Raw genomic sequence first — 22,120 nt, 5'->3', positions numbered from 1 at the left:
GCGGCCCCGGCGCTACTTGGCCGAATTCCATAAAGCCTGCCCCTCTCCAGGAGGGGGGATATCTTCCGATTTCTTGCCGTTAGCCATTCTGCAGCGTGCTTCCGTATGCATTTGGAATTGTGCTGTTTAGGCCATAACAAGACGGCGCGACGCGAAGACGATCGCCCAGATCATCACAAATAGGAAAAGCGGGAACGGGATTGCAGCGCAACGGTTCGCATTGGCGATTCAAGCCATGACTCATGGACCATTCCGCAGCACCAACGTCCCAACGGGACAAGGGGATTAAATCGTGAATTTCAACAGCCTGACCATCAAGGGCAAGCTCGTGCTGAGCTTTAGCCTGCTAGCCGCCATCGCGCTATCCATTTCCGCTTTGTCGCTACGCGCGCTGAGCCAGACCACGGACGGCTTTTCCCGCTACCTGCATGGCATCAACGCGCGCGCCGAAGTCGCCGCGCAGGTGCGGACCGCTGTCGACCGGCGTGCCATCGCGGCGCGCAACCTGGCTCTCGTCACCAGGCCCGAGGACCTGACCCTGGAGAAGGCAGCCGCGTTACGCGCACATGACGATGTGCAGGCGCAGCTGGCAAAGCTCAAGGACATGGTGTCGGGCGACAGCGACGCCAGTGACACCGCGCGCAACCTGGTGCGCGAGATCGATCGCGTGGAGTCGCGCTATGGTCCCGTGGCCATCGCCATCGTCGACCTCGCGCTCGCCGCCAAGCGCGACGAGGCCGTCCTCAAGATGAACGACGAATGCCGCCCCTTGCTGGGGGCGCTGGTCAAGGCGACCGATGCCTATACCGAGTTCACCAAAGGCCGCCAGGTCGATACGGTGCGCAGGCTGGAGGAGGACTATGCCGCGCAGCGCAACCTGCTGATCGTCATGTCCATTTGCGCCATGGTGCTCGCCGCGGTGAGCGGCCTGCTGATCACGCGCTCCATCACCCGGCCCATGCAAACGGCCGTGGACGTGGCGCAAACGGTAGCGCGCGGTGATCTGGGCAGCCAGATTGCCGTAGTAGCGCGGGACGAGACCGGCCGCCTTCTGTCGGCCCTGCGCGACATGAACGCGCGCCTGACGGAGATCGTTTCCCGCGTGCGCGAGAGCAGCGCAAGCATCGCCGGGGCATCGGCGCAGATCGCCGCGGGCAATGCGGACCTGAGCCAGCGCACCGAAGAGCAAGCGGCATCGCTTGAGGAAACCGCCGCCAGCATGGAAGAGCTGACCACTACGGTACGCCTGAGCAGCGAGAACGCCCGGCAAGCCAACGAACTGGCCCGCGAGGCCGCCGATATCGCGCAGAGCGGCAGCACGGCGGTTGGCCGCGTGGTCGATACGATGCAGGGCATCAGCGCCAGCTCCACCAAGATTGCCGACATCACCGGCATGATCGAAGGCATCGCCTTCCAGACCAATATCCTCGCGCTCAACGCCGCGGTGGAAGCTGCCCGCGCCGGCGAGCAAGGCCGCGGCTTTGCCGTGGTGGCCAGCGAGGTGCGCAGCCTCGCGCAACGCTCGTCAAGCGCCGCCAAGGAGATCAAGGAACTGATCGCGGGCTCGCTCCAGCAGATCCAGGACGGCTCCACGCTGGCGGGCGAAGCCGGGCAGACCATGAGCTCGGTGACCAAGGCGGTCGCGCGCGTGAGCAGCATCGTGGAAGACATTGCCAGCGCATCGATGGAACAAAGCCGCGGCATCGAGCAGGTGAACCTGGCGATCTCGCAGATGGACCAGGTGACCCAGCAAAACGCTGCCATGGTGGAACAGGCCGCCAGCGCATCCCGGGCGCTGCAGGAACAGGGCCAGGAGCTCAACGAGGTGGTGGCGTTCTTCCGCCTGCCGGGCGCCGGCGGCGCCGGGCGGCCGCATGCGCCGGCGAGCGAACGGGACGCACGCCTCCAGCGCGCCGCCGCAGTGGCCTGATCGCGCACTTGCGTTCCCGGCATGGCTGGCGTGGGCCAGCGCCCCGGAGTCATCCCGGGTGCCGCTGGCACATTGGGAAAAATGATTTTTATCCTGGATTACGGTAATTAAATTATATGGTAATTACGGATTCTCATATGCTGGAGGACAAAGCAGCACATTCCACGTCGCGGCACGCCGGGGTACGTTGCGCTATTAAGTTGCTTCTTAATAAATATAAGTCCAGAAATCGAAATATTTTCGGTTTCGTTCTTTGCCAACTACTACGGGGATTGCCCAATTTCAACTTAGCCATCATGATGGTTTACTGTGCTGGTGGATGTAGAGCGTGTCAGGTGTCCGAATGGCCCTATCGACTGCATTGCGCAGTAGGTGAGCGTACGGGCAGGCCGAAATTCGGTCGCAGGGAGCCAGGAACTGGAGGCGTAGGTTGTGGCAACTGAACGATCCGTCATCTATCTAGTCGACGACGATGAAATTGTGCTTTGGGCGTACCACGAGTTGCTCCGTGGTCTTGGCGCTGACATAAGGACGTTTGTTTCCTCTCGCGAGTTTGTTGAATCGTATCGGCCGGCGCCAGTTGAATGCCTGGTCTGCGATCTGCGCATGCCGGGGATGTGCGGCCTGCAGGTGCAGGGAGCGCTGGCGGGCATGGGCATTCTTCCTCCTACCATCTTTGTTTCCGCTTACTCCGAGGTCCCTTCGGTGGTCAAGGCGATCAAGGCGGGCGCGCTCGATTTTCTGGAGAAGCCCGTCGATGGCGCCATGCTGGTGCAAAAAGTGCGGGGCGCGCTGGAACGCAGCCGCCAGATGCACGAGCAGAAGCTGGCTTGCGCTGACAAAAGCACGCGGCTTGCACGCCTGACCCCGAAGGAGCGAGTCGTTGCCTGGCACGTCACGACTGGCAAGACCAGCAAGGCGATTGCCAGGGAACTGGGGATCAGCGTTCGCACCGTGGAAAATCACCGGGCGCACTTGATGGAGAAACTGCAAGTCAAATCAGCGATTGAATTGACAACGCTGCTTCTCGATTGAGCCATCCCGTTTGGTCGCCATAAACGGTGACGAAAGCCAGAAATTTCGGTCGCGTTAGCTATTGGCACTGGTCCGGAATGCCGCCGCCGTTTTATAAGCCGAGAACCGTCGCAGGAAATCATGCTCAAGCGTTACTTCAGGAGTCTGCGAGGGGCAGCCGGTAGAGAAACCCGCCTGAATTTCATCATGACGGCGGTCGCCGTTGCCTTGCTGCTGGTCTTGAGCCATGAGGTGCTCCGGGGCCTTGAAAAGCAATTTCATCGGAGTGCCGAAAGCCGCCTGAAATCCGTGCTGCAGGCCATATCGGACCTGAACCGGACGATGGGAGAGGATTCGGCGGGGCGAGTCGGGACCATTGCCGAGAACCCTGCCCTGATAAAACTGGCGAAACGTATACTGGCCGATCCCGGCAGCGCCGATCTGCGGACTGAACTCGATCAGTGGATCCTGCCGATCTACAGGAGCCGGGGCTTCGATGGCTATGCCCTGATCCGGCCGGACCACACCATAGTCGCGGCGAGCAGCCCGCGCTATGTCAACGCCTCGGACCTGACCGAGCCGACCTTACGCACGTTGCGGGGGGCGCAGGAGCTCGGATTTGCCATTTCGCGCCCCACCGTCTCGACGCAGCCGCTCATGGTCCAGGGCATTGAGCAGCCGGCCGGGATGTTCTATCAGCTGGCGTGCGCACGCATCAACGCGGATGGATTGATCGTGGGCTTCTTGTGCCTGCGCATCGATCCCTATGTGAAGCTGTTCAAGATTCTCAAGGCGGGCCGGATAGGCGAAACGGGCGAGGCTTACGTGATTGACTCCTCCGCGCGCATTCTCTCCCCGACCCGCGCCTCGGAGCGCGATGCGGCGCCAGATCGTGCGCGGCGGGACGTTTCCGAGGCGCTGTGGGCGAGAGTGCCCGGCAAGCGGCTTGCGGCCGATTCGCTGGTGCGTGGCCGCATTGGCGATGCCCCGACGGAACTTGCGTTGCAACTGCTGATGGATAGAGGCGCGGAGGCGGTCGCCGCCGAGGGCTATGACGGCAATGACGGGCGCAAGGTCATCGGGGCTGGCCGATGGTTGGGTGACCAGGACATGGGGCTGGTCGTCGAGCTACCCGTTGACGAAGCCTATCAGTCGTACTTCCTGGTCCGCACGGCGATCGTGAGCCTTAGCGCGATCGCGATCGGGCTGATCCTTGCGTTGGCGGTGTTCCAGTGGCGCGCGCGCCGCGGCGTGTCCGAGAACGAGGAACGCATGCGCGCATTCCGCGAGAACGTGCCGACCGGGCTGGCTTACAAGAACCCCAAGGGTGTGGGCATCATGGCCAATCACGCCTACGAGCAAGCCATCGGGGTGCCCCAGGGCGCTGCCGTGGGATGCTGCGACTGGGACATCATCCCGAATCGCCATATCGCCCAGATCAGCCGCGATATGCACGAGCTGGTACTGGCCAGCGGGACATCCCAAAGCCAGGTGCATGCGATCAGTCCTCGTTACGGCTATGAACGCATTTTCCGCGTGGTCAAGTTCCCGGTGCCCGGGCCGGACGATGCCGGCATCATCGGCGTCGGTACGGTGGTCGCCGATATCACCGAGCAGGAACGCACCCGGCAGGCCCTGGAGGCGCTGACCAACACGCTGGAAGCACGCGTCGAAGAGCGCACCCTGCAGCTGACGGCAGCGCGCGAGGCGGCTGAGTCGGCAGCGCGCGCCAAGGCGAAGTTCCTGGCCAACATGAGCCACGAGATCAGGACGCCGCTGAATGCCATCATCGGCATGTCGCATCTGGCGCTCAAGCGCGAGCGCGCGGACAAGCTGGACCGCTATCTGGAGCGCATCGGCGCATCCGCGGCGCACTTGCTGGGGATCGTCAACGATATCCTGGATTTCTCGAAGATCGAGGCGGACAAACTCACCATCGACGCGCGCGAGTTCGACTTGTCTGAACTGCTGGATCGTGTCACTGGCCTGTTCTGGGAAACGGCGGAAGCAAAAGGCATCATGATGTCTATTTTCACGTCCCCCGCGATTCCGCCTCGGCTTGTCGGCGATCCGCTGCGGGTCGGGCAGATCCTGATCAATTTCCTGAGCAATGCGCTGAAGTTCACGGATCGTGGCGAGGTCTGCCTGCGAGTCAGGGAGACACTCGTGCGCGACAGCCATATCGGCTTGTCCTTCGAGGTCGAGGACACGGGCGTAGGCATTGCTCCGGAAGCGTTGCCGGAGCTTTTCACGCCGTTCCAGCAATTGGACGGCGCGCTGAACCGCCGCTTTGAAGGCACGGGCCTAGGGCTTGTGATCAGCAAGAAGCTGGCGGAACTCATGGGTGGGCGCGTCCTCGCGCGGAGCCAGGCCGGTGTGGGAAGCATCTTCTCGTTCGAGGTGTCGCTGGAGATTGGGCGGGCAGACCGGGCGGCCGGTCCGGGCTCCGGCCTTTCGCATGCGGCGATGGTGCCATCGGATTGCCGCTCGATCGCCGGGCCGGCGTGGCAGGCATTGCACGGGCGCAAGGTCTTGCTGGTCGAGGACAACCCGATCAATCAGGAGGTCGCGCACGATCTTCTCGTACTGGTGGGCATGGACGTGCACGTTGCCGGCGACGGTCAGCAGGCGCTGGCGGCGCTCAAGGAACACGCATTCGATATCGTGCTGATGGACATCCATATGCCGGGCATGGATGGCATAGAGACCACTGGCGCGATTCGCCACGACCTGGGCCTTTATGCCCTGCCGGTGCTGGCACTGACGGCAGACGCGATGTCGGCGGACCGCATCCGCTGCATCGAGGGCGGGATGAACGATCATATTTCAAAGCCGATCGACGCAGAGGCGATGTTCCGCACCATTGCGGCATGGCTGCCGCCCGTTGCCGCGCCGTGGGGCGCGACTCGTGGCTTGGCAGGCGCAGGGACTACGGTGGCGGTGACGGCGCAGGCGACGCCACCGGCGTCAGCGGTGACGCAGGCCCTGAAGGCCATACCGGGCCTGGACGCCGCCTCGGGGATCAAGCTCTTGTTCGGTCGCGAGGATCTTTACATCAATCTGGCCAGGCGCGTATGCGCAGAACGCGCGGACATGGCAACGCGGATCCATGAGGCCATCGGGGCCGGCGATGTTCGCCAGGCTGGCCTGCATGCCCATGGCATGAAGGCCATCCTGGGCATGCTTGGGGCGGCGCAGCTCGCGCAGGCCTGCGCGGCGCTGGAGCGCGGCTTGCAGGATGGCCGTGCGGATGCCGCGGCGCTCTCCACGCTGGGCCGGGACTTCCCGGCGCTGATCGCCAACATGCGCTCGGCGTGCGCCGTGGGCGCGGTATAAAAAGGGTCCAGAGCCAGCCCTGCGCGTGAATCTGGCGCTTCATCTGCAAGGGGGGGACACAGGGGAGTGCTGTTTCCCTGCAGAATCGGCCATGCTGGCAATCCTCACACGCAAAGCGGGCTCTGGACCGGAAAAAAGGGGGGGCGGCCATCGCGCCATCGCGTCGGTCGCCAGGACCCATCAACGTTTCAGCGGCTCTCCACACCGACCGGGGCGGCACACAGGTCGAGTCCGGCGGATAGCAACCTGAGTGTGAACAGTTCGACGTGGGTGAGTGCGCCGTCGATCGTCACCCATGGGTAGCGGACACCGGAGATCGTATTCTCGAAGGCGATCAATGTCGCATCGCTGTCGACGGCGCACACGAAGCGCCGGATGCCGATCCTCGGATGCCGGACTTCATAGCGTGCGCGATGCTGGAGCCGGAACTCGCACTTGCCTTCCCGGGTTGCTATCGATATGGCATGCTCCTTCAGTCCGGGCGCCAGGCCATTGAGAACGTGGCTTAACCAGTCGTCATACGCCAGCGACGTTTCCCCGCCGCCCACCGCCGTTATCCACTGGTCGATGCGCAAGGTATGGCGAACCGTTTGCTGATGAGATTCCATGCCTCATGATGGCTCGGCGATGGCCGCCGCGAAAGAGTGGAATTACTCAGGTTGCACACCCCGTATCCGCATCCGTTGCCAGGGGAAAATTGGGGGAGGGGGAGAGTATTCTTACTCTTTCCGATCTTGCGAGAGCCAATGACAATGCCGCCGTTGCTTCGATTCAGCGAAAGACGGGCCTTGATGCCTGCATGGACTCGCTGTTGGTCGGGCAACAGCCGGTGCGGTGCGTGGTGTGTGGCGGTGCCGGCAATGCGGACGCGTCTTTTTTTTGACGTAGTCGGCGTGCATTGAAGCGATCGCGGGGTGTCAGTGTCAATGCCATGTGACCGATGTCCGTTGCTCTTGCGAAAGCCCACTTCGGTGGGCTTTTTTTTTGCCATGCCCGCCCGGAGCGGGGTTAACGGCAGCGGATGCCAAACCTTTATGCCCTCCGCAAGAGGGGGCTGAATTGCGACGCAAGATGGCCGTTATGGCAAGGCAGGGGCCGGGATGCGCCTGGGGTTGTTGCGTCCCGTGCAATCTGTGGCCTGGCCCGAGCGAAAAGCGAACCGGTGCGAGTAATCCGCTATGTCAACGCAATATGACGGCATGTCTTTCGAAGCGCGCCGGAAACGCCGTCATCTTGCCTGCCCGGCAAGTATCCCGACCTGAATCTCCCCATGCGCTCTGATAATTCCGACGCCCTGCCCACGATTCTTGTGGTGGATGATCTTCCAGAAAACATCGCGATGATGGCCGCGTTGCTTCAGGATCGCTATCGGGTGAAGGTGGCGACCTCGGGCAGTGCGGCGGTGCGCATCGCCACGGCGGCGGCGCCAAGCCTGATCTTGCTTGACGTGATGATGCCTGACATGGACGGCTACGAAGCGTGCCGCCAGCTCAAGGCGAACCCGGCCACCATGGACGTGCCGGTGATCTTCCTGACATCCCGTACCGGCGAGCACGACGAGACGCGCGGGTTCCAGGTGGGCGCGGTGGACTACATCATGAAGCCGCTCAGCCCGTTGGTGATGCACGCGCGCATCGCCACCCATCTCACCCTCAAGAACGCCAGGGATTTTCTCCGGGACAAGTCGGCCTACCTGGAGCAGGAGGTGCAGCGCCGGCTGCGGGAGATCTCCGTGATCCAGGACGTCACCATCATGGCCATGGCATCCCTGGCGGAGACGCGCGACAATGAAACCGGCAACCACCTGCGGCGCACCCAGCACTACGTGCGCCGCCTGGCGCAGGCGCTGCGCCACCATGCGCGCTTTTGCGACGAGCTCAACGACGAGACCATCGAGCTGCTGTTCAAGTCGGCCCCGCTGCACGACATCGGCAAGGTCGGCATCCCCGATCGCATCCTGCTCAAGCCCGGCAAGCTGACCGCCGAAGAGTTCGAGGTCATGAAGACCCACACCACGCTAGGGCGTGATGCCATTGCGCACGCCGAGGCCCAGTGCGGCACCCCTAACTCCTTCCTGCGCTACGCCCGCGAGATTGCGCACTATCACCAGGAGAAATGGAACGGCAGCGGCTACCCCGACGGGTTGTCGGGCGATGCGATTCCTGTCTCCGCGCGCCTGATGGCGATCGCCGATGTCTACGATGCGCTTATCAGCCGGCGCGTCTACAAGCCCGCATTTCCGCACGAGCAGGCGGTAAGGATGATCAGCGAAGGACGCGGCAGCCATTTCGATCCGGACATGGTGGACGCGTTCCTGGCCATCGCGCCGGAGTTCCTGGCCATTTCGCAACGCTACGCGGACACCGACGCGGACCATGCACGCGAGGCGGCATTAGTGGCCGCCAACGGCTATCCCGTCACCACGCCGCAGGCATGATGGGCGCATCCGCCTCTGGATGGCTGGCTGCCTGGCGCAGGCGGGTGGCCACGCGCGCCGGTCTGCGGCGCTACGTCTATCCCGTGCTGCTGGTGGTGACAGTCTGCCTGCTGGCCGGCGGCGCCGCCCAGCTGGTGTACGAGAACGACCGGGCCAACCTGGGCGCGCGGGTGGAGTCGATGCTGGCGACGAACGCGCGGCTGCTGGGACTCTGGAGTGGCGAGCAACAGCGGCGCGCCGAGCGGATTGCGCGCCTGCCGGAGGCGCTCAGGCTTGCGCGCCCGCTGCTCTTGGCGCCAGGCCAGCCGTTGCCGGATGGCGAGGCGGTGGCCAGGTTCGAACGCTGGGTGACCCCGGTCTTCCAGAGCAGCGGCTACCTCGGTTATGTCCTGGCTACGCCGGACCTCAAGATCGTGGCGTCGGAGCTGCCCGGCCGCACCGGCCGCCTGCTCTTGCCGGAACCTGCCCGGACGGCCCGGCGGGCGCTGGAAGAGGGTAGCGCGGCCTCGCCGCCTTATCCTGCCCCGGAGCGAACCCGGGACCCATGGGGCACGCTGGTGGACCTGCCGTTCCAGGTGGTGTGCGCCCGGCTGCTGGACGCGGGACGCGCCATTGGCGTGCTATGCCTGCGGCTGGATCCCGGTGCCGTGATGCTGCCGATCATCGCGGCCGGCCAGTTCGGCCGCACCGGTGAGCTCTACGCCATCGACGCCCGGGGCCGGCTGGTGTCTCCCAGCCGCTTCGGCCCGGAGCTGGAGGCCAAGGGCCGGCTGGCGCCGGGCACCGCGTCCATGCTCAACGTATGGGCCCGGGTCCCCGGCCAAAGCGGCAAGGACGGGGGCAGCGCCCAGCCGGGCGGCCCGCTGACCCTGGTTGCCGAGCGCTTGCTGCGCGACCATGCCTCTGTGCTTGCCTACGACTATGCCGACTACCGTGGCCAGCGGGCCGCGGGCGCAGGGATCTGGGTCCCCGGCCTGGAGATGGGCTTGATCGTGGAGCAGAACATGGGCGAAGCGTTCGCCCCGTACCTGTTTACCCGCGACGTGCTGGCGGCACTGACGGCCATCATCCTGCTGCTGATCGGCACCGCCACGTGGATCGCGCGGCGGGACGGCAGGCGCCTGGCGGAGAGCCAGGAAAGGATGCGCGCGATGCTCGAGCACTCGCCCGCCATCATGTCGCTCAAGGACCGCGATCACGCCATGCTGGCCCTTAACCCGGCCATGCAGGCGCTGCTCGGCGCGAGCGAGGGCGAAGTCCTGGGCAGGTCCGACTGGGATTCCGGCTCCAACCCTGAAGTCGCGCGGGTACGCCGGGACATGGAGGCGCGCGTGATGTCCTCGGGCAAGGCCGAGGAGCATGTCTATGCGCTTCAGACGCCCCATGGCGAGCGCCATCTCCAGGTGACGCGCTTCCCGGTGCGCAACCCGGCTACCCATGAGGTGGTGGGGGTCGGCGCGGTGGGCATCGATATCACGGAGCAGGTCGAGGCCAACCACCGGCTGACCTCGCTGTCCCAGACGCTGGAGCGCCGCGTCGAGGTACGTACGCGCGAGCTTGCCGAGACCAATGCCGAACTGGTCGTGGCCAAGCAGGCCGCGGAGAGCGCGGCGCATGCCAAGGCCAGCTTCCTGGCCAACATGAGCCATGAGATCCGTACCCCGATGAATGCGGTGATCGGCATGGCACATCTGGCGCTGCGCACGCGGCTCGACGACAAGCAGCGCGGCTACCTGGAAAAGATCCAGCATTCCGGCCAGCATCTGCTCGAGATCATCGATGACATCCTCGACCTGTCGAAGATCGAGGCCGGCAAGCTGGAGATCGAGCGGGTCGATTTTTCGCTGGAGCGGATGCTGCGCACGGTGTGCGACCTGGTGGCCGAGCGGGCCGATGCCAAGCACCTCGAGCTGATCGTCGAAGTCGCCCCGGACGTGCCGGACTCGCTGCGCGGCGATCCGCTGCGCCTGCGCCAGATCCTGATCAACTTCGCCAACAACGCGGTGAAGTTCACGCACCAGGGTGAAATCGTCATACGCGTCGAGCACCACGGCGACGGGCAATGCCAGCCCCGCATCCGCTTGCGCTTCGAGGTGCGCGACACCGGCATCGGCATTGACGCGGCTACCTGCTCGCGCCTGTTCCAGAGTTTCGAGCAGGCCGACGCCTCGACTACCCGGCGCTACGGCGGCAGCGGCCTGGGCCTGGCCATCTGCCGCCGTTTGGTGGAGTTGATGGGCGGCACCCTCGGGGTCGAAAGCACGCCGGGCAAGGGCAGCAACTTCTGGTTCGAGCTGGACCTGCTGGCGGGCAAGAAGCGGCCTGCCAGCGCCTTGGTCGCGCCACAGCTGGCGGGCTGCCGCCTGCTGGTGGCGGACGATCACGACTACGCCCGCCAGGTCATCATTGCCATGCTGCGCAACTTTGGCTTCCGCGTGGACGAGGCCGCCTCAGGCCGTGCCGCTCTGGCAAGGATTGCCCAGGCCGACGAAGCCGCCGATCCCTACCAGGCCGTGTTCATCGACTGGAAGATGCCTGGTCTTGACGGCATCGAGACCGCTCGCCACATCGACGCCATGCGCCTGTGCCACCCGCGCCCGCGCCGCGTCATGATTACCGCCCATGGCCGCGAGGAAGTCTTGCGCGAGGGCGAGCGATCGGGCTTTGACGCGACGTTGATCAAGCCGGTGAGCGCATCGCTGCTGCTGGAGGCGACGGTGCGCACGCTGTCCCCGGACAATGACGCGCCACCGGAGGCGGCGGAGCCGCATTCGGCGGCGCTCGATGCCATGCCGGAGTTGCCGAGCGCGCGCGTGCTGCTGGTAGAAGACAACGACATCAACCGCGAGGTCGCGGTCCACTTGCTGCAGGCCGCGGGCATCTACCCCGATACGGCCGAGAACGGCGCCGTGGCGCTGCACCTGCTCCAGGCCGGCGCTTACGACCTGGTCCTGATGGACGTGCAGATGCCCGTGATGGACGGGTTTGAAGCCACCCGGCACATCCGCGAGCAAGAGAAGTTCGCAAGCCTGCCGGTGGTGGCGATGACGGCCAACGCGTTGCCGGAAGACCGGGCGCGCTGCCTGGCAGCCGGCATGAACGACCATATCGCCAAGCCGATCAGCCCGCCGGCCTTCTATGCCATGCTGCGCCAGTGGCTGGCGGTCCCGGGCGGCGACGACGCGGCCCCGTCAGCCGGGTCCCGGCCGGCCTGGGTGGACGCGCTGGCAACCTCTGCGTATCTTGACGTCGGCGGCGGCCTGGGCCGCGTCAGCGGCCGCGCGGAAGTCTACCGGCAGCTGCTTGAGCGCTTTGCCAGCGGTTACGCAGACATGCCGGACCGGATCGGCGAGCGGCTGTCCCGCGGCGACCGCGACGGCGCGTTGTCGCTCGCGCACTCGCTCAAGGGCTTGGCCGCCAATCTCGGTGCCATGTCGATCTCGTGCGCGGCGGCTACGCTGGAGGCGAGCCTGCAACTTCCTCATGCGCCCGGGCGCCCCGACCCCGTCACGCTGCTGGCGGCCTTGCGCACCACCTTCCCGCCATTGCTGGCGACCTTGCGCACGCACCTGCCAACCGGGCCCGCAGCGTTGGATGGCGGCGCGCCGGATACGTCCGGCCCCCTTGCGGATCCCGATGTCACGCAGGAGGCTGTGCTCAAGCTCCTGCGCGAACAGCTGGAAGAGGGCGACAGCGCGGCCAATCACACCTTCGCCCGCTACCGAGACGTCTTTACCCGCCTGCTGTCCGCCGATGGCTGCCAGCGCCTGCACGCGCAAGTCGAGCGCTACGACTACCTGGCGGCGCTGGCCACGCTGGATGGCGGCGTCGCGCCCTAGGGGCGGCCTCGGCATCCCCGGATAGCGGGAATCGCTTCGGGTACTTGTGGCGGTGTACGCCGTGAGGCGTTTCGATCGCAAGAAACGGAGTTCTTGCGATCGAATCGAGGATTATAGTGTCCTCACACCAAGCCGTTCTTGGACGCGATCATGAATATAGATGCCAATATGCCAGGGGCTCCTTCGCTTGATGACGAGCGATGGGCGGCCGTGGAAGCGCGAGATCCTTCGGCAGACGAAAAATTTGTCTACGGAGTCAGGACGACGGGGATTTATTGTCGCCCGAGTTCCTCGGCCCGTCTCCCGAAACGGGAGAACGTCGAGTTCTTCGATTCCGCCGAAGCCGCGGAAGCCGCCGGTTACCGATCCAGTCGACGTGTCTCTTCGGACCGAAGTGCTGCGGCTGCCCAGCGTGCCGCCCTGGTCGCCGAAGCTTGCCGGCTTATCGACGTCTCGGAGGTCCAACCCAATCTCGAAGCGCTAGCTCTGCAAGCTGGCATGAGCATGTTTCACTTCCACCGGATATTCAAAGCCGAGACTGGTTTGACTCCGAAAGCGTACGCGAGCGCGTCCCGTGCTCGGCGGCTGCGCGAGGAACTCGCCGGTGCCGAGACCATTACGAATGCGATCTACGAGGCCGGGTTCAATTCGAACAGTCGCTTCTACGAGGCATCCGCCGGCATGCTCGGCATGTGCGCACGTGACTATCGGGGTGGCGGCAAAAACGCGGTAATCCGCTTTGCTGTCGGCCAGTGCTCACTGGGTGCCATCCTGGTGGCGCAAAGCCAACGGGGCATCTGCGCGATCTTGTTGGGAGATGACCCCGACCTTCTCGTGCGTGATCTGCAGGATCTGTTCCGCAAAGCAAGTCTCGTCGGCGGGGACGCGGATTTCGAGCGACTGGTCGCGAACGTTGTCGGCTTCATCGAGGCACCGGCAATCGGGTTGAATCTTCCGCTCGACGTCCGAGGTACCGCGTTCCAGGAGAGGGTCTGGCAAGCGCTTCGCGAGATTCCGCCAGGTGCAACGGCCAGCTACGCCGAGATCGCAGCGCGTATAGGTTCACCGAAGGCCGTGCGGGCAGTTGCCCAGGCTTGCGGCGCAAATCATATCGCGGTGGCCATTCCTTGCCATCGCGTTATCCGGCGAGATGGCGACATCTCTGGATATCGATGGGGCGTTGAGCGTAAGCGGGAATTGCTGAAGCGCGAGGCATAGTCCCGCAACGCCAAAGCCGAACCACGAACGCGAAAGCGATAGCCGGCTTGGATTGGCCACGCTTGAGCGCCGAACGCGACCAAGAGGGATATGCCAGCGTTTGCTGGCGTCAGCATCACGATTGACGGACTGCGAACAACGAGGCTCTGTGTCTGACGACGTAAGAAGACGTAGGGAGACGTAAAGACCTCAGCGGACCTCGCGCGCCGACGCCCATAGGTCGCTCGCACCCACGCCGGCATACCAAGCCTCAAACTGCGATCGCCACTGTTCGAACGGCTCGCCCAGCGGATGCCTTGGGTCGCCGCTCAACGCGTACGCCATGCCTTCGATCAGCCACCCGGGTTGCGACGCCACGGCGATATTGCCCAGCATCTCTGCCTGCCGATGGTGAATCAGCTCGTGCGCGACATAGAACGCCTGCCACCCCCGCGGGGCTACCACTGTGCCGAAGTTCCCGATCGCCACCGCTGCACGCCGCCCCAGCCCGAAGGTATCGGTGCATGCCTGCGTCGAGCAAAACACCACACGCGGCGATTGCCGGAACGGGCCAACTGCGCTGGCCGCCTTCGCATACCCCTCCCGATACAGCGCCTGCGCGTCGGCGAGTCTGGCCAGGTCGTCGATGCAGATGCCTGGGAGCGGGCAGGCGACATCGGGCATCAGCGTGGGGGCGACCACTCGCAATGGCTTGATGACGGCAAGCGTGGTTGCCGGCAGCGCAACGCACGTCAGGGTGATAGCGAGCAATAGGTGTCTGAACTTCATGGGTTGATGCCGAAGAACCAGGCGTGGTTACGACGTTCGTTGATAGGTTGAATGTCCGCACTTGGCCTGATCGCAGCCGTCAGCGTCCGGCCGTACTATACCGCCATCCATCGCTCCCGATTCGAAGGCGATAGGAGAACGTCCGGCGGTTCGGCAGGCATTGAAGGTCGAAACGACTGAACAGGCGGTAGATCGCGTCAGGCCAGCATTTCCTCTAGCAGCCCCAGCCCCAGCCCCAGCCCCAGCCCCAGCCCCAGCCCCAGCCCAAGTCCCAACAACATCAGGTGCGATTGATCGACACGCCTCCGTCAACCAGCAGCGCTGCGCCGGTCATGAATGACGAGGCGCCGGATGCCATGTAGAGGACCGACTGCGCAAGTTCCTCCGGTGTCGCGATGCGTTTGAGAGCGTGTAGTCCTGCTACATGAGCCATGGCTTCGGGCGACGCACTCATTGTGCGCCCCATGGGCGTGTCTACTCCGCCAGGAAGGATTGCATTGACGCGAATGGCCTTCGGCCCAAACTCTGCGGCGAGTGATTGTGTCAACCCGATCAATCCTGCCTTGCTGGCGGCGTAGGCTGCGACGCCGGGGAAGCCGACGGTGTACCCAACAAACGTCGAAGTGAAGATGAGGCTTCCGGCGCCACGAAGCACCATCGCGGGGATCTGATACTTCGCGCCAAAGAACGCGCTGGTGAGGTTGGTGTCAATGGTCTCGCTCCAACCCGTCGCCGAGACGCCCGGTGTAGGCCCCATTTCGCCGAGTGTCCCCGCGTTGTTGAACGCGATGTCCAATCCACCGAAACGCTCAACAGCCGTCTGAACGAGAGTCCGAGCATATGCCTCCTCCCTGACGTCGCCTGCGACATATGTAGCCGTTCCGCCATTTTCAGTGATTTCCCTCACAAGGTCTTCCAGCTCAGCCTTGCGACGAGCGGCAACGATCACCGCTGCGCCCTCACGAGCGAAAAGTAGCGCGGTCGCGCGTCCAATCCCGGAACTAGCGCCGGTGACGATGGCGACTTTGTTTGCAAGCGTGTTCATTCTTCTTTCCGATGTTCAAATTGATCAGCCGTCAGTCTGCTCGCCTGTCGAGGCGCAAGAACTCCGTTTCTTGGCATCGAATTCAGGCGAAATGGAAAGACACGACAGCCGCCGATCACCGATTTCAACAACGGCAACCTCGCTCAGGGCAGTGTTGGAAAAAAACGCAACTACGTGCACGGCTTCAAGAAAACCGTGTGGATACCGAGCCCTTGCCTCAATGCCTCAGTGCGAGTGCCGGTGATGCGTATCCGGATAGTGCGGGTGCTTGTGCACCAGCGGCTCGTGCCGATGCAGGTGCCGGTGCGGCTCCTGCCCGTCCCAGTCGAAGGCGTGCTCGTGCTGGTGGTGCGCATCGTGGCGATGCGCGTGGCTGTGCTCGGTCGCCTCGTGGCTGTGCTCGTGCTCATGATGCTCGCGCAGGTGCAACCACACGCCCAGCGCCATCAGCAGCGCCGCCACGTAGAACACCGGCTGCGGAGCCTGCGGCCACATGCCGAACGCGATCGCCACGCCGAACAGCGGCGCCACGGAGAAATACGCGCCGGTGCGGGCGGTCCCCAGCAGCCGCAGCGCGATGACGAACAGAGCCAGGCTCACGCCGTAGCCGAGGAACCCGATGATCATGGCCGCGCCCAGCGCGGGCAGCGCCGGCAGGTGGTTACCGCCGGCCAGTGCCAGCCCGGTGTTGCACACGCCGGCAACCAGCCCCTTGATACAGGCGATCAACATGGCGTCGTTGCTTGACACCTTGCGCGTCAGGTTGTTGTCGATGGCCCAGCACAGGCACGCGCCGACGATCAGCAAGGCACCAGCGGACAACCGCAGGCTGCCCGGCTGCCAGGACAACAGCAAGCCGCCCGCCACGATGGCAAGCATGCCAAGGACGATGTGGCGGCTGGCGTTTTCCCTGAAGACCACCCAGGCGATCAGCGCGGTGAATACCCCTTCCACGTTCAGCAGTAGGGAGGCCGATGCCGCGCTGGTGCTGGCCAGGCCGGTCATCAGCAGGGCCGGCCCCGCCACGCCGCCGGCCAGGATGGCACCCAGCAGCCATGGCGCCTCCTGGCGCGGCACGCTGAGCGGGCTTGCTGCGGCGCCGCTCATGCTGCGCCGCAGCGCCAGCAGGATGCCAAGCCCCAGCCCGCTGCCCAGGTAAAGCAGGCCGGCCAGCAGCAACGGCGGGATCGACCCGGCCAGGGCCTTTGCAAGTGGCGTACTTGCCCCAAACAGCAGGGCGGCGGCCAGGGCGGGGGCGGCGGTTCGGATGGTCATGGGCAAGGCAGCAAGGCGTGGCAATGCCGTATTGTCGCGCCACGGCGTGGTGGCGGGGGATGCTATATATTTCAGCCTTGGACGCCATGCGGGGCATGGCGGTTTCCCCTCTGGAATGCTATGAAAACCACCTCGCAATACGTGGGCGGCTGGCTGATCTGTGCGGCTGCGCTGCTGATGCTGCCAGCCTGCGCCATCCTGCAACCGGTGCAGGAAGGCCAGAAACTGATCGGCGCCCCGGAAAGCGCGGTGCGCGCGACCTTCGGCGAGCCCACCAATATCTACCGGCTGGCCGACGGTTCCGGGCGCTGGATCTACTCCAAGCAACCGCTGGGCTATGAGGCCTACGCGGCCGATTTCGATGCCAGCGGAAAACTCACGAACTTCCGGCAGATGCTGGTCACTTCCGAGATCTACCAGGCCAAGGTCGATAGCTGGACCAAGCGCGACGTGGAAGAGCATTTCGGCAAGCCGCTCGAGCCGGTGCAGTACTACCCGCTGATGCAGCGCGACGTCTGGTCCTATCGCTTCCGCCAGGACGGCAACCTATCCTCGCTGTTCAATTGCTACTTCGACAAGCAGGGCATCCTGAGGCAGGTGCAGATCACCCTGGATCCGCTGGGTGGGGATTCCAGCAGGGCGCCCTGATGCCCTGATGTGGGCTGGCTTGGCCTGCAATCCATGCTTCGCCACAAGCTGAAACGTTCTCCCGCGGCACGCGCCCACAATGGCGATGAGCCCTTTCAGAGAGAACGCCATGCCAGCCCTGCCCAGCGCGGATGCACGCGCCAACCACGCCCAAGGCGCCAGCGGCCGCGCGCTGGACATGGTCCTGCTGCTGGCTTTGTCCACGCTCTGGGGCGCGTCTTACACATTCATCCGGCTTGGGGTGGCCACGATTCCCCCCGTCACGCTGATTGCGGCCAGGACGTTGATCGCCGGTGCGCTGCTGGTGGCGTGGATGGCGGCAAGAGGCATGCAGATCCCGCGCGGTGCGGCAGTCTGGCGCCGCTTTGCAGTGCAGGCCATGCTCAACAGCGTAGTGCCGTTCACGCTCATTGCGTGGGCCGAGCAATCGGTCCCGGCGGGGCTGGCGACGATCCTGAACTCCGCGTCGCCGGTGATCGCCGTACTGGGCACGTGGCTGGTCACGCGCCATGAGCGCATCACGGCGCGCAAGCTGTTCGGCGTGGTGGCGGGGCTTGCGGGCATCTGCCTGATCGTCGGCACCAGCGTGCTGGGCGGGCTTGGGCAGCAACTGCTTGCGCAACTGGCCATCGTTGCCGCGACCGTCTGCTACGCCGGCGCGGCTATCTACGGGCGCTCGTTCAAGGACCTGCCCGCCGCCGCGCCCGCCGCGGGCTCGATGATCGTCGGGGCGGCGGTGCTGGTGCCGGCAAGCTTGGCCATCGACCGGCCCTGGACGCTGCATCCGTCGCTGTCATCGCTTGCGGCGCTGCTGGCGTTATCCGTGTTCTCGACCGCGCTGGCCTTTGTCATCTACTTTCGCCTGGTACGTACGCTGGGGCCGGTGGGCACCACGGCGCAAGCCTATCTGCGCGTGCCGATCGGCGTGGCCATTGGCATCGTGTTTCTTGGGGAATCGCTGGCCGCGGGGGCTTGGGCCGGCCTGGCGTGTGTCGTCGCGGGCGTAGCCGCCATGACAATGCCTGCGCGGCACCGGCCAGTCGCGCAACGGGAATAAGCCGCGGCCAAGGTATATTGTGGTTCGCGCCAGCCAGGCACTCCGCCCGGCACTCTTGCCCACACCATGGAACGCTTCACCATTTCATGATGGTCGAGGCTGACGCCGGCCACACGCACCGGCATTCGCACCCGCACCCGCATGCTTGAACCCGCTTAGGGCGCCTGGCGCTGCCAATGGCATCCGGGCCGCGGCCCTTGGCTCAGAACCCGGCCTTGTGCACCGGGCCATCCCAGCCGTCGAGGTACTTGGGCAGGGCGTCGTCGACTTCCAGCACGCGATGGCGATAGAACAAGTGCATGGCTGGCTGCAGCGCATCCGGCAGCGCACCGCCGCAGGCCCGCGCGAAAAGGGTGTTCGGGATCACCGACATGCCCAGCCGGTTGATGCCAAAGAGCGTCTCGCCGCACTGCGGGCAAAACTGGCGCTGGAGCTGCCGGGTCGCATGATGATAGGTGGCCAGGTGCTGCGCGCCGCGCGCCACCACCACGTTGGCCGGCTCCCAGGCCGTGGCGGCGAACACCGGCGTGGCATAGAAATCCCGGCAGGCCTGGCAATGGCAATTGGCTCTCGCCACCGGTTCTCCGGCAATGCGCAGCTGCACCTGGCCGCAAAGGCACTCCAACGTAGCGGGAATCTGCATAGGCGTTATCTCCTGTTGTTTGTGTTTCCTGAATGGCGGGGTGCATTCTACTTGGCCGCGATGCAGGCTGCAGGGCGTGCCCTCCGGGCGCCTATCCCGCCACGGCCGCATCCAGCATGGCGCCGAACAACCCGATCAGCAGCGCGATGGCCGAGGCGATGAACCAGCGCACCGTCTTGCGGTACTCGGGCACCTGGTCGTCCTCCACCCGCAGCGAGCGGAACAGGGCGATGATCTGCAGGCACACCGCCGCCACCAGGGAGGTGGCGGCGAACAGCGCCTGGACACTCCAGTGGCCGGGACTCTCGAAGCCCCAGAAGCGCCAGAACGCCAGCGAGAAGCCCAGCAGGACCGTGATAGCGGTGATGATGCCTTGCCGGTAGCCGGCCGGCACGACCTGCGGCGGTGCGCCTGCCGCCTTGGGGACGGGCGGCGGCGGGGCCGCGGGGCCAGGATCGGGATCGGCTTGCGAGGCGGTCATGGGCTGTCCTCCTGATTGGTGCCGCAAGGCCATGGAAGTGATGCAACGAGTATAGGCACCGGCCGGGCGCGGGTCGCGGCGCGAACGCTCCCGCCTGACCTCTGTATCCGACCATCCGTTGCTGTCATCCACCCTTGCGGGCATTACAATGCGGCTGCAAAGCCGCCGCGTTGCCCGCAAGGCTGGCCGGTCTGTTTTTTCCTACGCCTAATCCCCTACCTCCTTATGTCCTCGCTTCCCCCCTCAGGCAATCGCATCTGGTTCGATGGCGCTGCCGGTAGCATCGAAGCCCTGGCGGATGCGCCGCAAGGCCCGATCCGCGCGATCGCTGTCGTGGCGCACCCGCATCCGCTGCTGGGCGGCAGCGCGGAACACAAGATCCCGGTGGCGCTGGCCAGGATCTTCCAGGCGCGAGGCTTCCTTGCCGTGCGGCCGAATTTTCGGGGCGTGGGCGGCACGCAAGGCGGCCACGATGCGGGGGCGGGCGAGACGGACGATGTGCTTGCCGTGGTCCGGCAGATCCAGGCAGCGCACCCGGGCCTGCCGCTGGCGCTGGCGGGATTCTCGTTCGGCGCCTATGTGCAGACGCGCGTGGCGCAGCGCTTGCTGCAGAGCGGCGAGCCCGTCGCGTACCTGATCCTGGCCGGCATGCCGGCCGGGCCAGCGGCCGGCGGGCGCACCTACGACACGCCCACGGTGCCGGCCGAAGCTTTTGTCATCCATGGCGAGAACGACGCCAATGTGCCGCTGCAAGCGGTGTTCGACTGGGCGCGCCCGCAGGAGCTGCCGGTCGTGGTGGTGCCCGGCGCTAACCATTTTTTCACCGGCAAGTTGCCGGTGTTCCAGCGCGCCGTGGCGGAGTACCTTGATGTCCGGCAGCGAATCGCTGGGGCCGCCAGCTAAAGATTAGCTAAGAGGTTGTTTCAAAATGAAGCGAAGCGGTTCTGGCTAGGCGCGCGGCCGCAGACAGTACAAGTGGATCGGCCAAGGCTGCGCAACGACGCCAGCATCTTTTGGAAATGGCCTCCACATCTCTAAAGGTTCTTTAAACCGAGATTTTTCATTAGCCCCTCAGGGCGATCCTTGCAAGCAAGGGCGTCCCGAATTAGGATGGCGGATTTCTAATGGCCGTCATTAGGATTTGTTCAGTGAAATCAACGTTTCGCCATGCAGTGATTCGTCAGAAGGTGCATCACACCCTCTCCACGCCTCACCATCAGGTACTGGCCGTGGGCGCCCTATGGGATGACGATGCAAGAAACGTCAAGCTAGTCTTGCGCCTGGCCGTGGCGCGAAAACGAAGACCGTGGTTTGAGGGCTTGTGGGGCAATGCCGGCGAGCCAGTCGATCTCTCGCGGGCGCGAGCACATTGCTAATGAACAATCACGGTTCAAATGTTATCGAGAGCGTTGAGTGTTGCAGTGGCGCCTCCGGGGTTTGCTCTCGATTCAGATCTGATTTATATAAAAAGGCTGAATGAAAATGAAAATATTATTCATCGCTTCTCTAGGAATTTTGTCGCTAGTTCAAACATCACTATCCTTCGCGGATAATTTCAATGGGAAAAATCTCTATTTACAGAGATGTGCCATGTGCCACGGAATGGATATCAAGGGAACGGGACCGTTGGCTAATAAAAGCAATCCTCCTACACCTGATCTTACAACATCCGCTTTCAAAAAACGACTAAATGATTATCCTGGTGTTATTGTATCCTCGATAATACTTCGTCCAAACGGAGACTTGATTCCCAAAACTTTGCAAGAGAATGGTGTAAAGCTATCGCCGTACCCTTGGAGGATTAAGGATCTGCGCGATTTAAATCAATACATGAGTGGTGTGATTTCAAAAAATCGATGATTTTGCGATGAGAGGTGGGCACAGAAATCCAAGAGCCATTTCAGGGTTGGTTACAAACAAATTCGCCAGCACATCGGCCGCAAGGACGGCGCCGAGAACGCCACCGTTGGGGGCAAGACGCTGCCGCTGTTTGCCGATGACGCCGATTTGCAGGGCTGGCGCTACGGGGCCATGCTCACCGATCTGCAACTTCCCGCGCTGGAAGTCTGGCGCCTGTACCGAGGCAGGGCCGATTGCGAGAACCGCATCGAGGAGCTCAAGGCCGACTTTGGTTTGAGTCGCTTTGTGTTACGCGACTTTTGGGCCACGGAGGCAGCGCTGGGCGTGGCGATGCTCGCTTACAACCTGATGAGCGTGTTTCGCCATGCAGTGATGCGTCAGAAGGTGCATCACACCCTCTGCACGCTTCACCATCGGGTACTGGCCGTGGGCGCCCTGTGGGATGACGATGCAGGAAATGTCAAGCCAGTCTTGCGCCTGGCCGTGGCGCGAAAACGAAGACCGTGGTTTGAGGGCTTGTGGGGCAATGCCGATGAGCCAGTCGACCTCTCGCAGGCACATCGCTAATG

Annotated in this window: 19 protein-coding genes; 11 read left to right on the top strand and 8 right to left on the bottom strand. The window is 64.1% G+C overall.

The features are described 5' to 3' along the window. Positions 1-292: 292 nt before the first annotated feature. Together AC1RQK_RS30530 and AC1RQK_RS30525 are read left to right on the top strand one after the other, a co-directional pair. Positions 293-1,930, top strand: coding sequence for a methyl-accepting chemotaxis protein (locus tag AC1RQK_RS30530; RefSeq protein WP_492813042.1), 1,638 nt, complete (start codon positions 293-295; stop codon positions 1,928-1,930). A gap of 432 nt (positions 1,931-2,362) precedes the next feature. Then, a complete protein-coding gene (locus AC1RQK_RS30525; RefSeq protein WP_492373425.1) occupies positions 2,363-2,965 on the top strand; it encodes a response regulator transcription factor in 603 nt (200 codons plus the stop codon). 54 nt (positions 2,966-3,019) lie between these two features. Here AC1RQK_RS30525 and AC1RQK_RS30520 read toward each other — a convergent pair whose 3' ends face one another. Continuing rightward, a complete protein-coding gene (locus tag AC1RQK_RS30520) occupies positions 3,020-3,193 on the bottom strand; it encodes a hypothetical protein (protein ID WP_492813040.1) in 174 nt (57 codons plus the stop codon). A 93-nt stretch (positions 3,194-3,286) separates the two neighbouring features. Between AC1RQK_RS30520 and AC1RQK_RS30515 the strand changes: the two genes are divergently transcribed. Beyond that, entirely contained in the window at positions 3,287-6,280 is a 2,994-nt protein-coding gene (locus AC1RQK_RS30515) for a hybrid sensor histidine kinase/response regulator (RefSeq protein ID WP_492813038.1), read from the top strand. Between the two features lie 188 nt (positions 6,281-6,468). On the opposite strand, the gene AC1RQK_RS30510 is transcribed toward AC1RQK_RS30515, so the two are convergent. After that, positions 6,469-6,888 (bottom strand): hypothetical protein, encoded by a 420-nt coding sequence (locus AC1RQK_RS30510; protein WP_492373423.1) that lies wholly within the window; start codon positions 6,886-6,888, stop codon positions 6,469-6,471. A 662-nt stretch (positions 6,889-7,550) separates the two neighbouring features. Here AC1RQK_RS30510 and AC1RQK_RS30505 point away from each other — a divergent pair. The 3 genes from AC1RQK_RS30505 (at position 7,551) to ada (ending at position 13,774) form a co-directional block, all read left to right on the top strand. Beyond that, entirely contained in the window at positions 7,551-8,717 is a 1,167-nt protein-coding gene (locus AC1RQK_RS30505; protein ID WP_492813036.1) for an HD domain-containing phosphohydrolase, read from the top strand. Beyond that, positions 8,714-12,556, top strand: coding sequence for a response regulator (locus tag AC1RQK_RS30500; protein ID WP_492813034.1), 3,843 nt, complete (start codon positions 8,714-8,716; stop codon positions 12,554-12,556). The genes AC1RQK_RS30505 and AC1RQK_RS30500 overlap by 4 nt, the downstream gene beginning before the upstream one ends. Positions 12,557-12,706: 150 nt before the next feature. Further along, positions 12,707-13,774, top strand: coding sequence for a bifunctional DNA-binding transcriptional regulator/O6-methylguanine-DNA methyltransferase Ada (gene ada / locus AC1RQK_RS30495; RefSeq protein WP_492373420.1), 1,068 nt, complete (start codon positions 12,707-12,709; stop codon positions 13,772-13,774). Between the two features lie 189 nt (positions 13,775-13,963). On the opposite strand, the gene AC1RQK_RS30490 is transcribed toward ada, so the two are convergent. The 3 genes from AC1RQK_RS30490 to AC1RQK_RS30480 form a co-directional block, all read right to left on the bottom strand. Next, positions 13,964-14,542: a hypothetical protein gene (locus AC1RQK_RS30490; protein ID WP_492373419.1), complete on the bottom strand. Its 579-nt coding sequence runs from the start codon at positions 14,540-14,542 to the stop codon at positions 13,964-13,966. A 280-nt stretch (positions 14,543-14,822) separates the two neighbouring features. After that, positions 14,823-15,587, bottom strand: a complete 765-nt coding sequence (locus AC1RQK_RS30485; RefSeq protein ID WP_492373418.1) for an SDR family oxidoreductase — start codon at positions 15,585-15,587, stop codon at positions 14,823-14,825. A gap of 225 nt (positions 15,588-15,812) precedes the next feature. After that, on the bottom strand, positions 15,813-16,862 hold the full coding sequence (locus AC1RQK_RS30480; protein ID WP_492813031.1) for a DMT family transporter: 1,050 nt from the start codon (positions 16,860-16,862) through the stop codon (positions 15,813-15,815). A gap of 120 nt (positions 16,863-16,982) precedes the next feature. Between AC1RQK_RS30480 and AC1RQK_RS30475 the strand changes: the two genes are divergently transcribed. Together AC1RQK_RS30475 and AC1RQK_RS30470 are read left to right on the top strand one after the other, a co-directional pair. Continuing rightward, on the top strand, positions 16,983-17,510 hold the full coding sequence (locus tag AC1RQK_RS30475) for a hypothetical protein (RefSeq protein WP_492813029.1): 528 nt from the start codon (positions 16,983-16,985) through the stop codon (positions 17,508-17,510). A gap of 109 nt (positions 17,511-17,619) precedes the next feature. Continuing rightward, positions 17,620-18,567 (top strand): DMT family transporter, encoded by a 948-nt coding sequence (locus AC1RQK_RS30470; RefSeq protein WP_492813027.1) that lies wholly within the window; start codon positions 17,620-17,622, stop codon positions 18,565-18,567. A gap of 202 nt (positions 18,568-18,769) precedes the next feature. Here AC1RQK_RS30470 and AC1RQK_RS30465 read toward each other — a convergent pair whose 3' ends face one another. Together AC1RQK_RS30465 and AC1RQK_RS30460 are read right to left on the bottom strand one after the other, a co-directional pair. Further along, positions 18,770-19,210, bottom strand: coding sequence for a GFA family protein (locus AC1RQK_RS30465; RefSeq protein ID WP_492373414.1), 441 nt, complete (start codon positions 19,208-19,210; stop codon positions 18,770-18,772). Positions 19,211-19,301: 91 nt separating this feature from the next. After that, positions 19,302-19,691: a hypothetical protein gene (locus AC1RQK_RS30460; protein ID WP_492373413.1), complete on the bottom strand. Its 390-nt coding sequence runs from the start codon at positions 19,689-19,691 to the stop codon at positions 19,302-19,304. 225 nt (positions 19,692-19,916) lie between these two features. On the opposite strand from AC1RQK_RS30460, the gene AC1RQK_RS30455 reads away from it, so the two are divergent. Next, a complete protein-coding gene (locus AC1RQK_RS30455) occupies positions 19,917-20,594 on the top strand; it encodes an alpha/beta hydrolase (protein WP_492373412.1) in 678 nt (225 codons plus the stop codon). 579 nt (positions 20,595-21,173) lie between these two features. Beyond that, positions 21,174-21,551 carry a c-type cytochrome gene (locus AC1RQK_RS30450; protein ID WP_492813024.1) on the top strand — a complete coding sequence of 126 codons (378 nt, stop codon included), beginning with the start codon at positions 21,174-21,176 and terminating at the stop codon, positions 21,549-21,551. Here the strand turns inward: AC1RQK_RS30450 and AC1RQK_RS30445 are convergent. Next, positions 21,537-21,740 (bottom strand): hypothetical protein, encoded by a 204-nt coding sequence (locus AC1RQK_RS30445; RefSeq protein ID WP_492813067.1) that lies wholly within the window; start codon positions 21,738-21,740, stop codon positions 21,537-21,539. The two genes, AC1RQK_RS30450 and AC1RQK_RS30445, sit on opposite strands and share 15 nt — an antisense overlap. Between AC1RQK_RS30445 and AC1RQK_RS30440 the strand changes: the two genes are divergently transcribed. Further along, complete coding sequence (locus AC1RQK_RS30440) at positions 21,723-22,118, top strand: transposase (protein ID WP_492813022.1); 396 nt, start codon at positions 21,723-21,725, stop codon at positions 22,116-22,118. The genes AC1RQK_RS30445 and AC1RQK_RS30440 overlap by 18 nt on opposite strands. Positions 22,119-22,120 lie beyond the last annotated feature (2 nt).

The organism is Cupriavidus sp. GW822-FHT02D05 (assembly GCF_058802485.1).
The sequence above is the reverse complement of the archived record's forward strand: the minus strand, read 5'-3'. Positions and strand labels throughout refer to the sequence as shown.

Bases quoted from the DNA above. Each gene is read 5' to 3' on its own strand.
- AC1RQK_RS30520 (WP_492813040.1), bottom strand. From the start codon at position 3,193: ATGGCTCAAGACCAGCAGCAAGGCAACGGCGACCGCCGTCATGATGAA.
- AC1RQK_RS30515 (WP_492813038.1), top strand. From the start codon at position 3,287: ATGGGAGAGGATTCGGCGGGGCGAGTCGGGACCATTGCCGAGAACCCT.
- AC1RQK_RS30510 (WP_492373423.1), bottom strand. From the start codon at position 6,888: ATGGAATCTCATCAGCAAACGGTTCGCCATACCTTGCGCATCGACCAG.
- AC1RQK_RS30505 (WP_492813036.1), top strand. From the start codon at position 7,551: ATGCGCTCTGATAATTCCGACGCCCTGCCCACGATTCTTGTGGTGGAT.
- AC1RQK_RS30500 (WP_492813034.1), top strand. From the start codon at position 8,714: ATGATGGGCGCATCCGCCTCTGGATGGCTGGCTGCCTGGCGCAGGCGG.
- ada (WP_492373420.1), top strand. From the start codon at position 12,707: ATGAATATAGATGCCAATATGCCAGGGGCTCCTTCGCTTGATGACGAG.
- AC1RQK_RS30490 (WP_492373419.1), bottom strand. From the start codon at position 14,542: ATGAAGTTCAGACACCTATTGCTCGCTATCACCCTGACGTGCGTTGCG.
- AC1RQK_RS30485 (WP_492373418.1), bottom strand. From the start codon at position 15,587: ATGAACACGCTTGCAAACAAAGTCGCCATCGTCACCGGCGCTAGTTCC.
- AC1RQK_RS30480 (WP_492813031.1), bottom strand. From the start codon at position 16,862: ATGACCATCCGAACCGCCGCCCCCGCCCTGGCCGCCGCCCTGCTGTTT.
- AC1RQK_RS30475 (WP_492813029.1), top strand. From the start codon at position 16,983: ATGAAAACCACCTCGCAATACGTGGGCGGCTGGCTGATCTGTGCGGCT.
- AC1RQK_RS30470 (WP_492813027.1), top strand. From the start codon at position 17,620: ATGCCAGCCCTGCCCAGCGCGGATGCACGCGCCAACCACGCCCAAGGC.
- AC1RQK_RS30465 (WP_492373414.1), bottom strand. From the start codon at position 19,210: ATGCAGATTCCCGCTACGTTGGAGTGCCTTTGCGGCCAGGTGCAGCTG.
- AC1RQK_RS30460 (WP_492373413.1), bottom strand. From the start codon at position 19,691: ATGACCGCCTCGCAAGCCGATCCCGATCCTGGCCCCGCGGCCCCGCCG.
- AC1RQK_RS30455 (WP_492373412.1), top strand. From the start codon at position 19,917: ATGTCCTCGCTTCCCCCCTCAGGCAATCGCATCTGGTTCGATGGCGCT.
- AC1RQK_RS30450 (WP_492813024.1), top strand. From the start codon at position 21,174: ATGAAAATATTATTCATCGCTTCTCTAGGAATTTTGTCGCTAGTTCAA.
- AC1RQK_RS30440 (WP_492813022.1), top strand. From the start codon at position 21,723: ATGCTCACCGATCTGCAACTTCCCGCGCTGGAAGTCTGGCGCCTGTAC.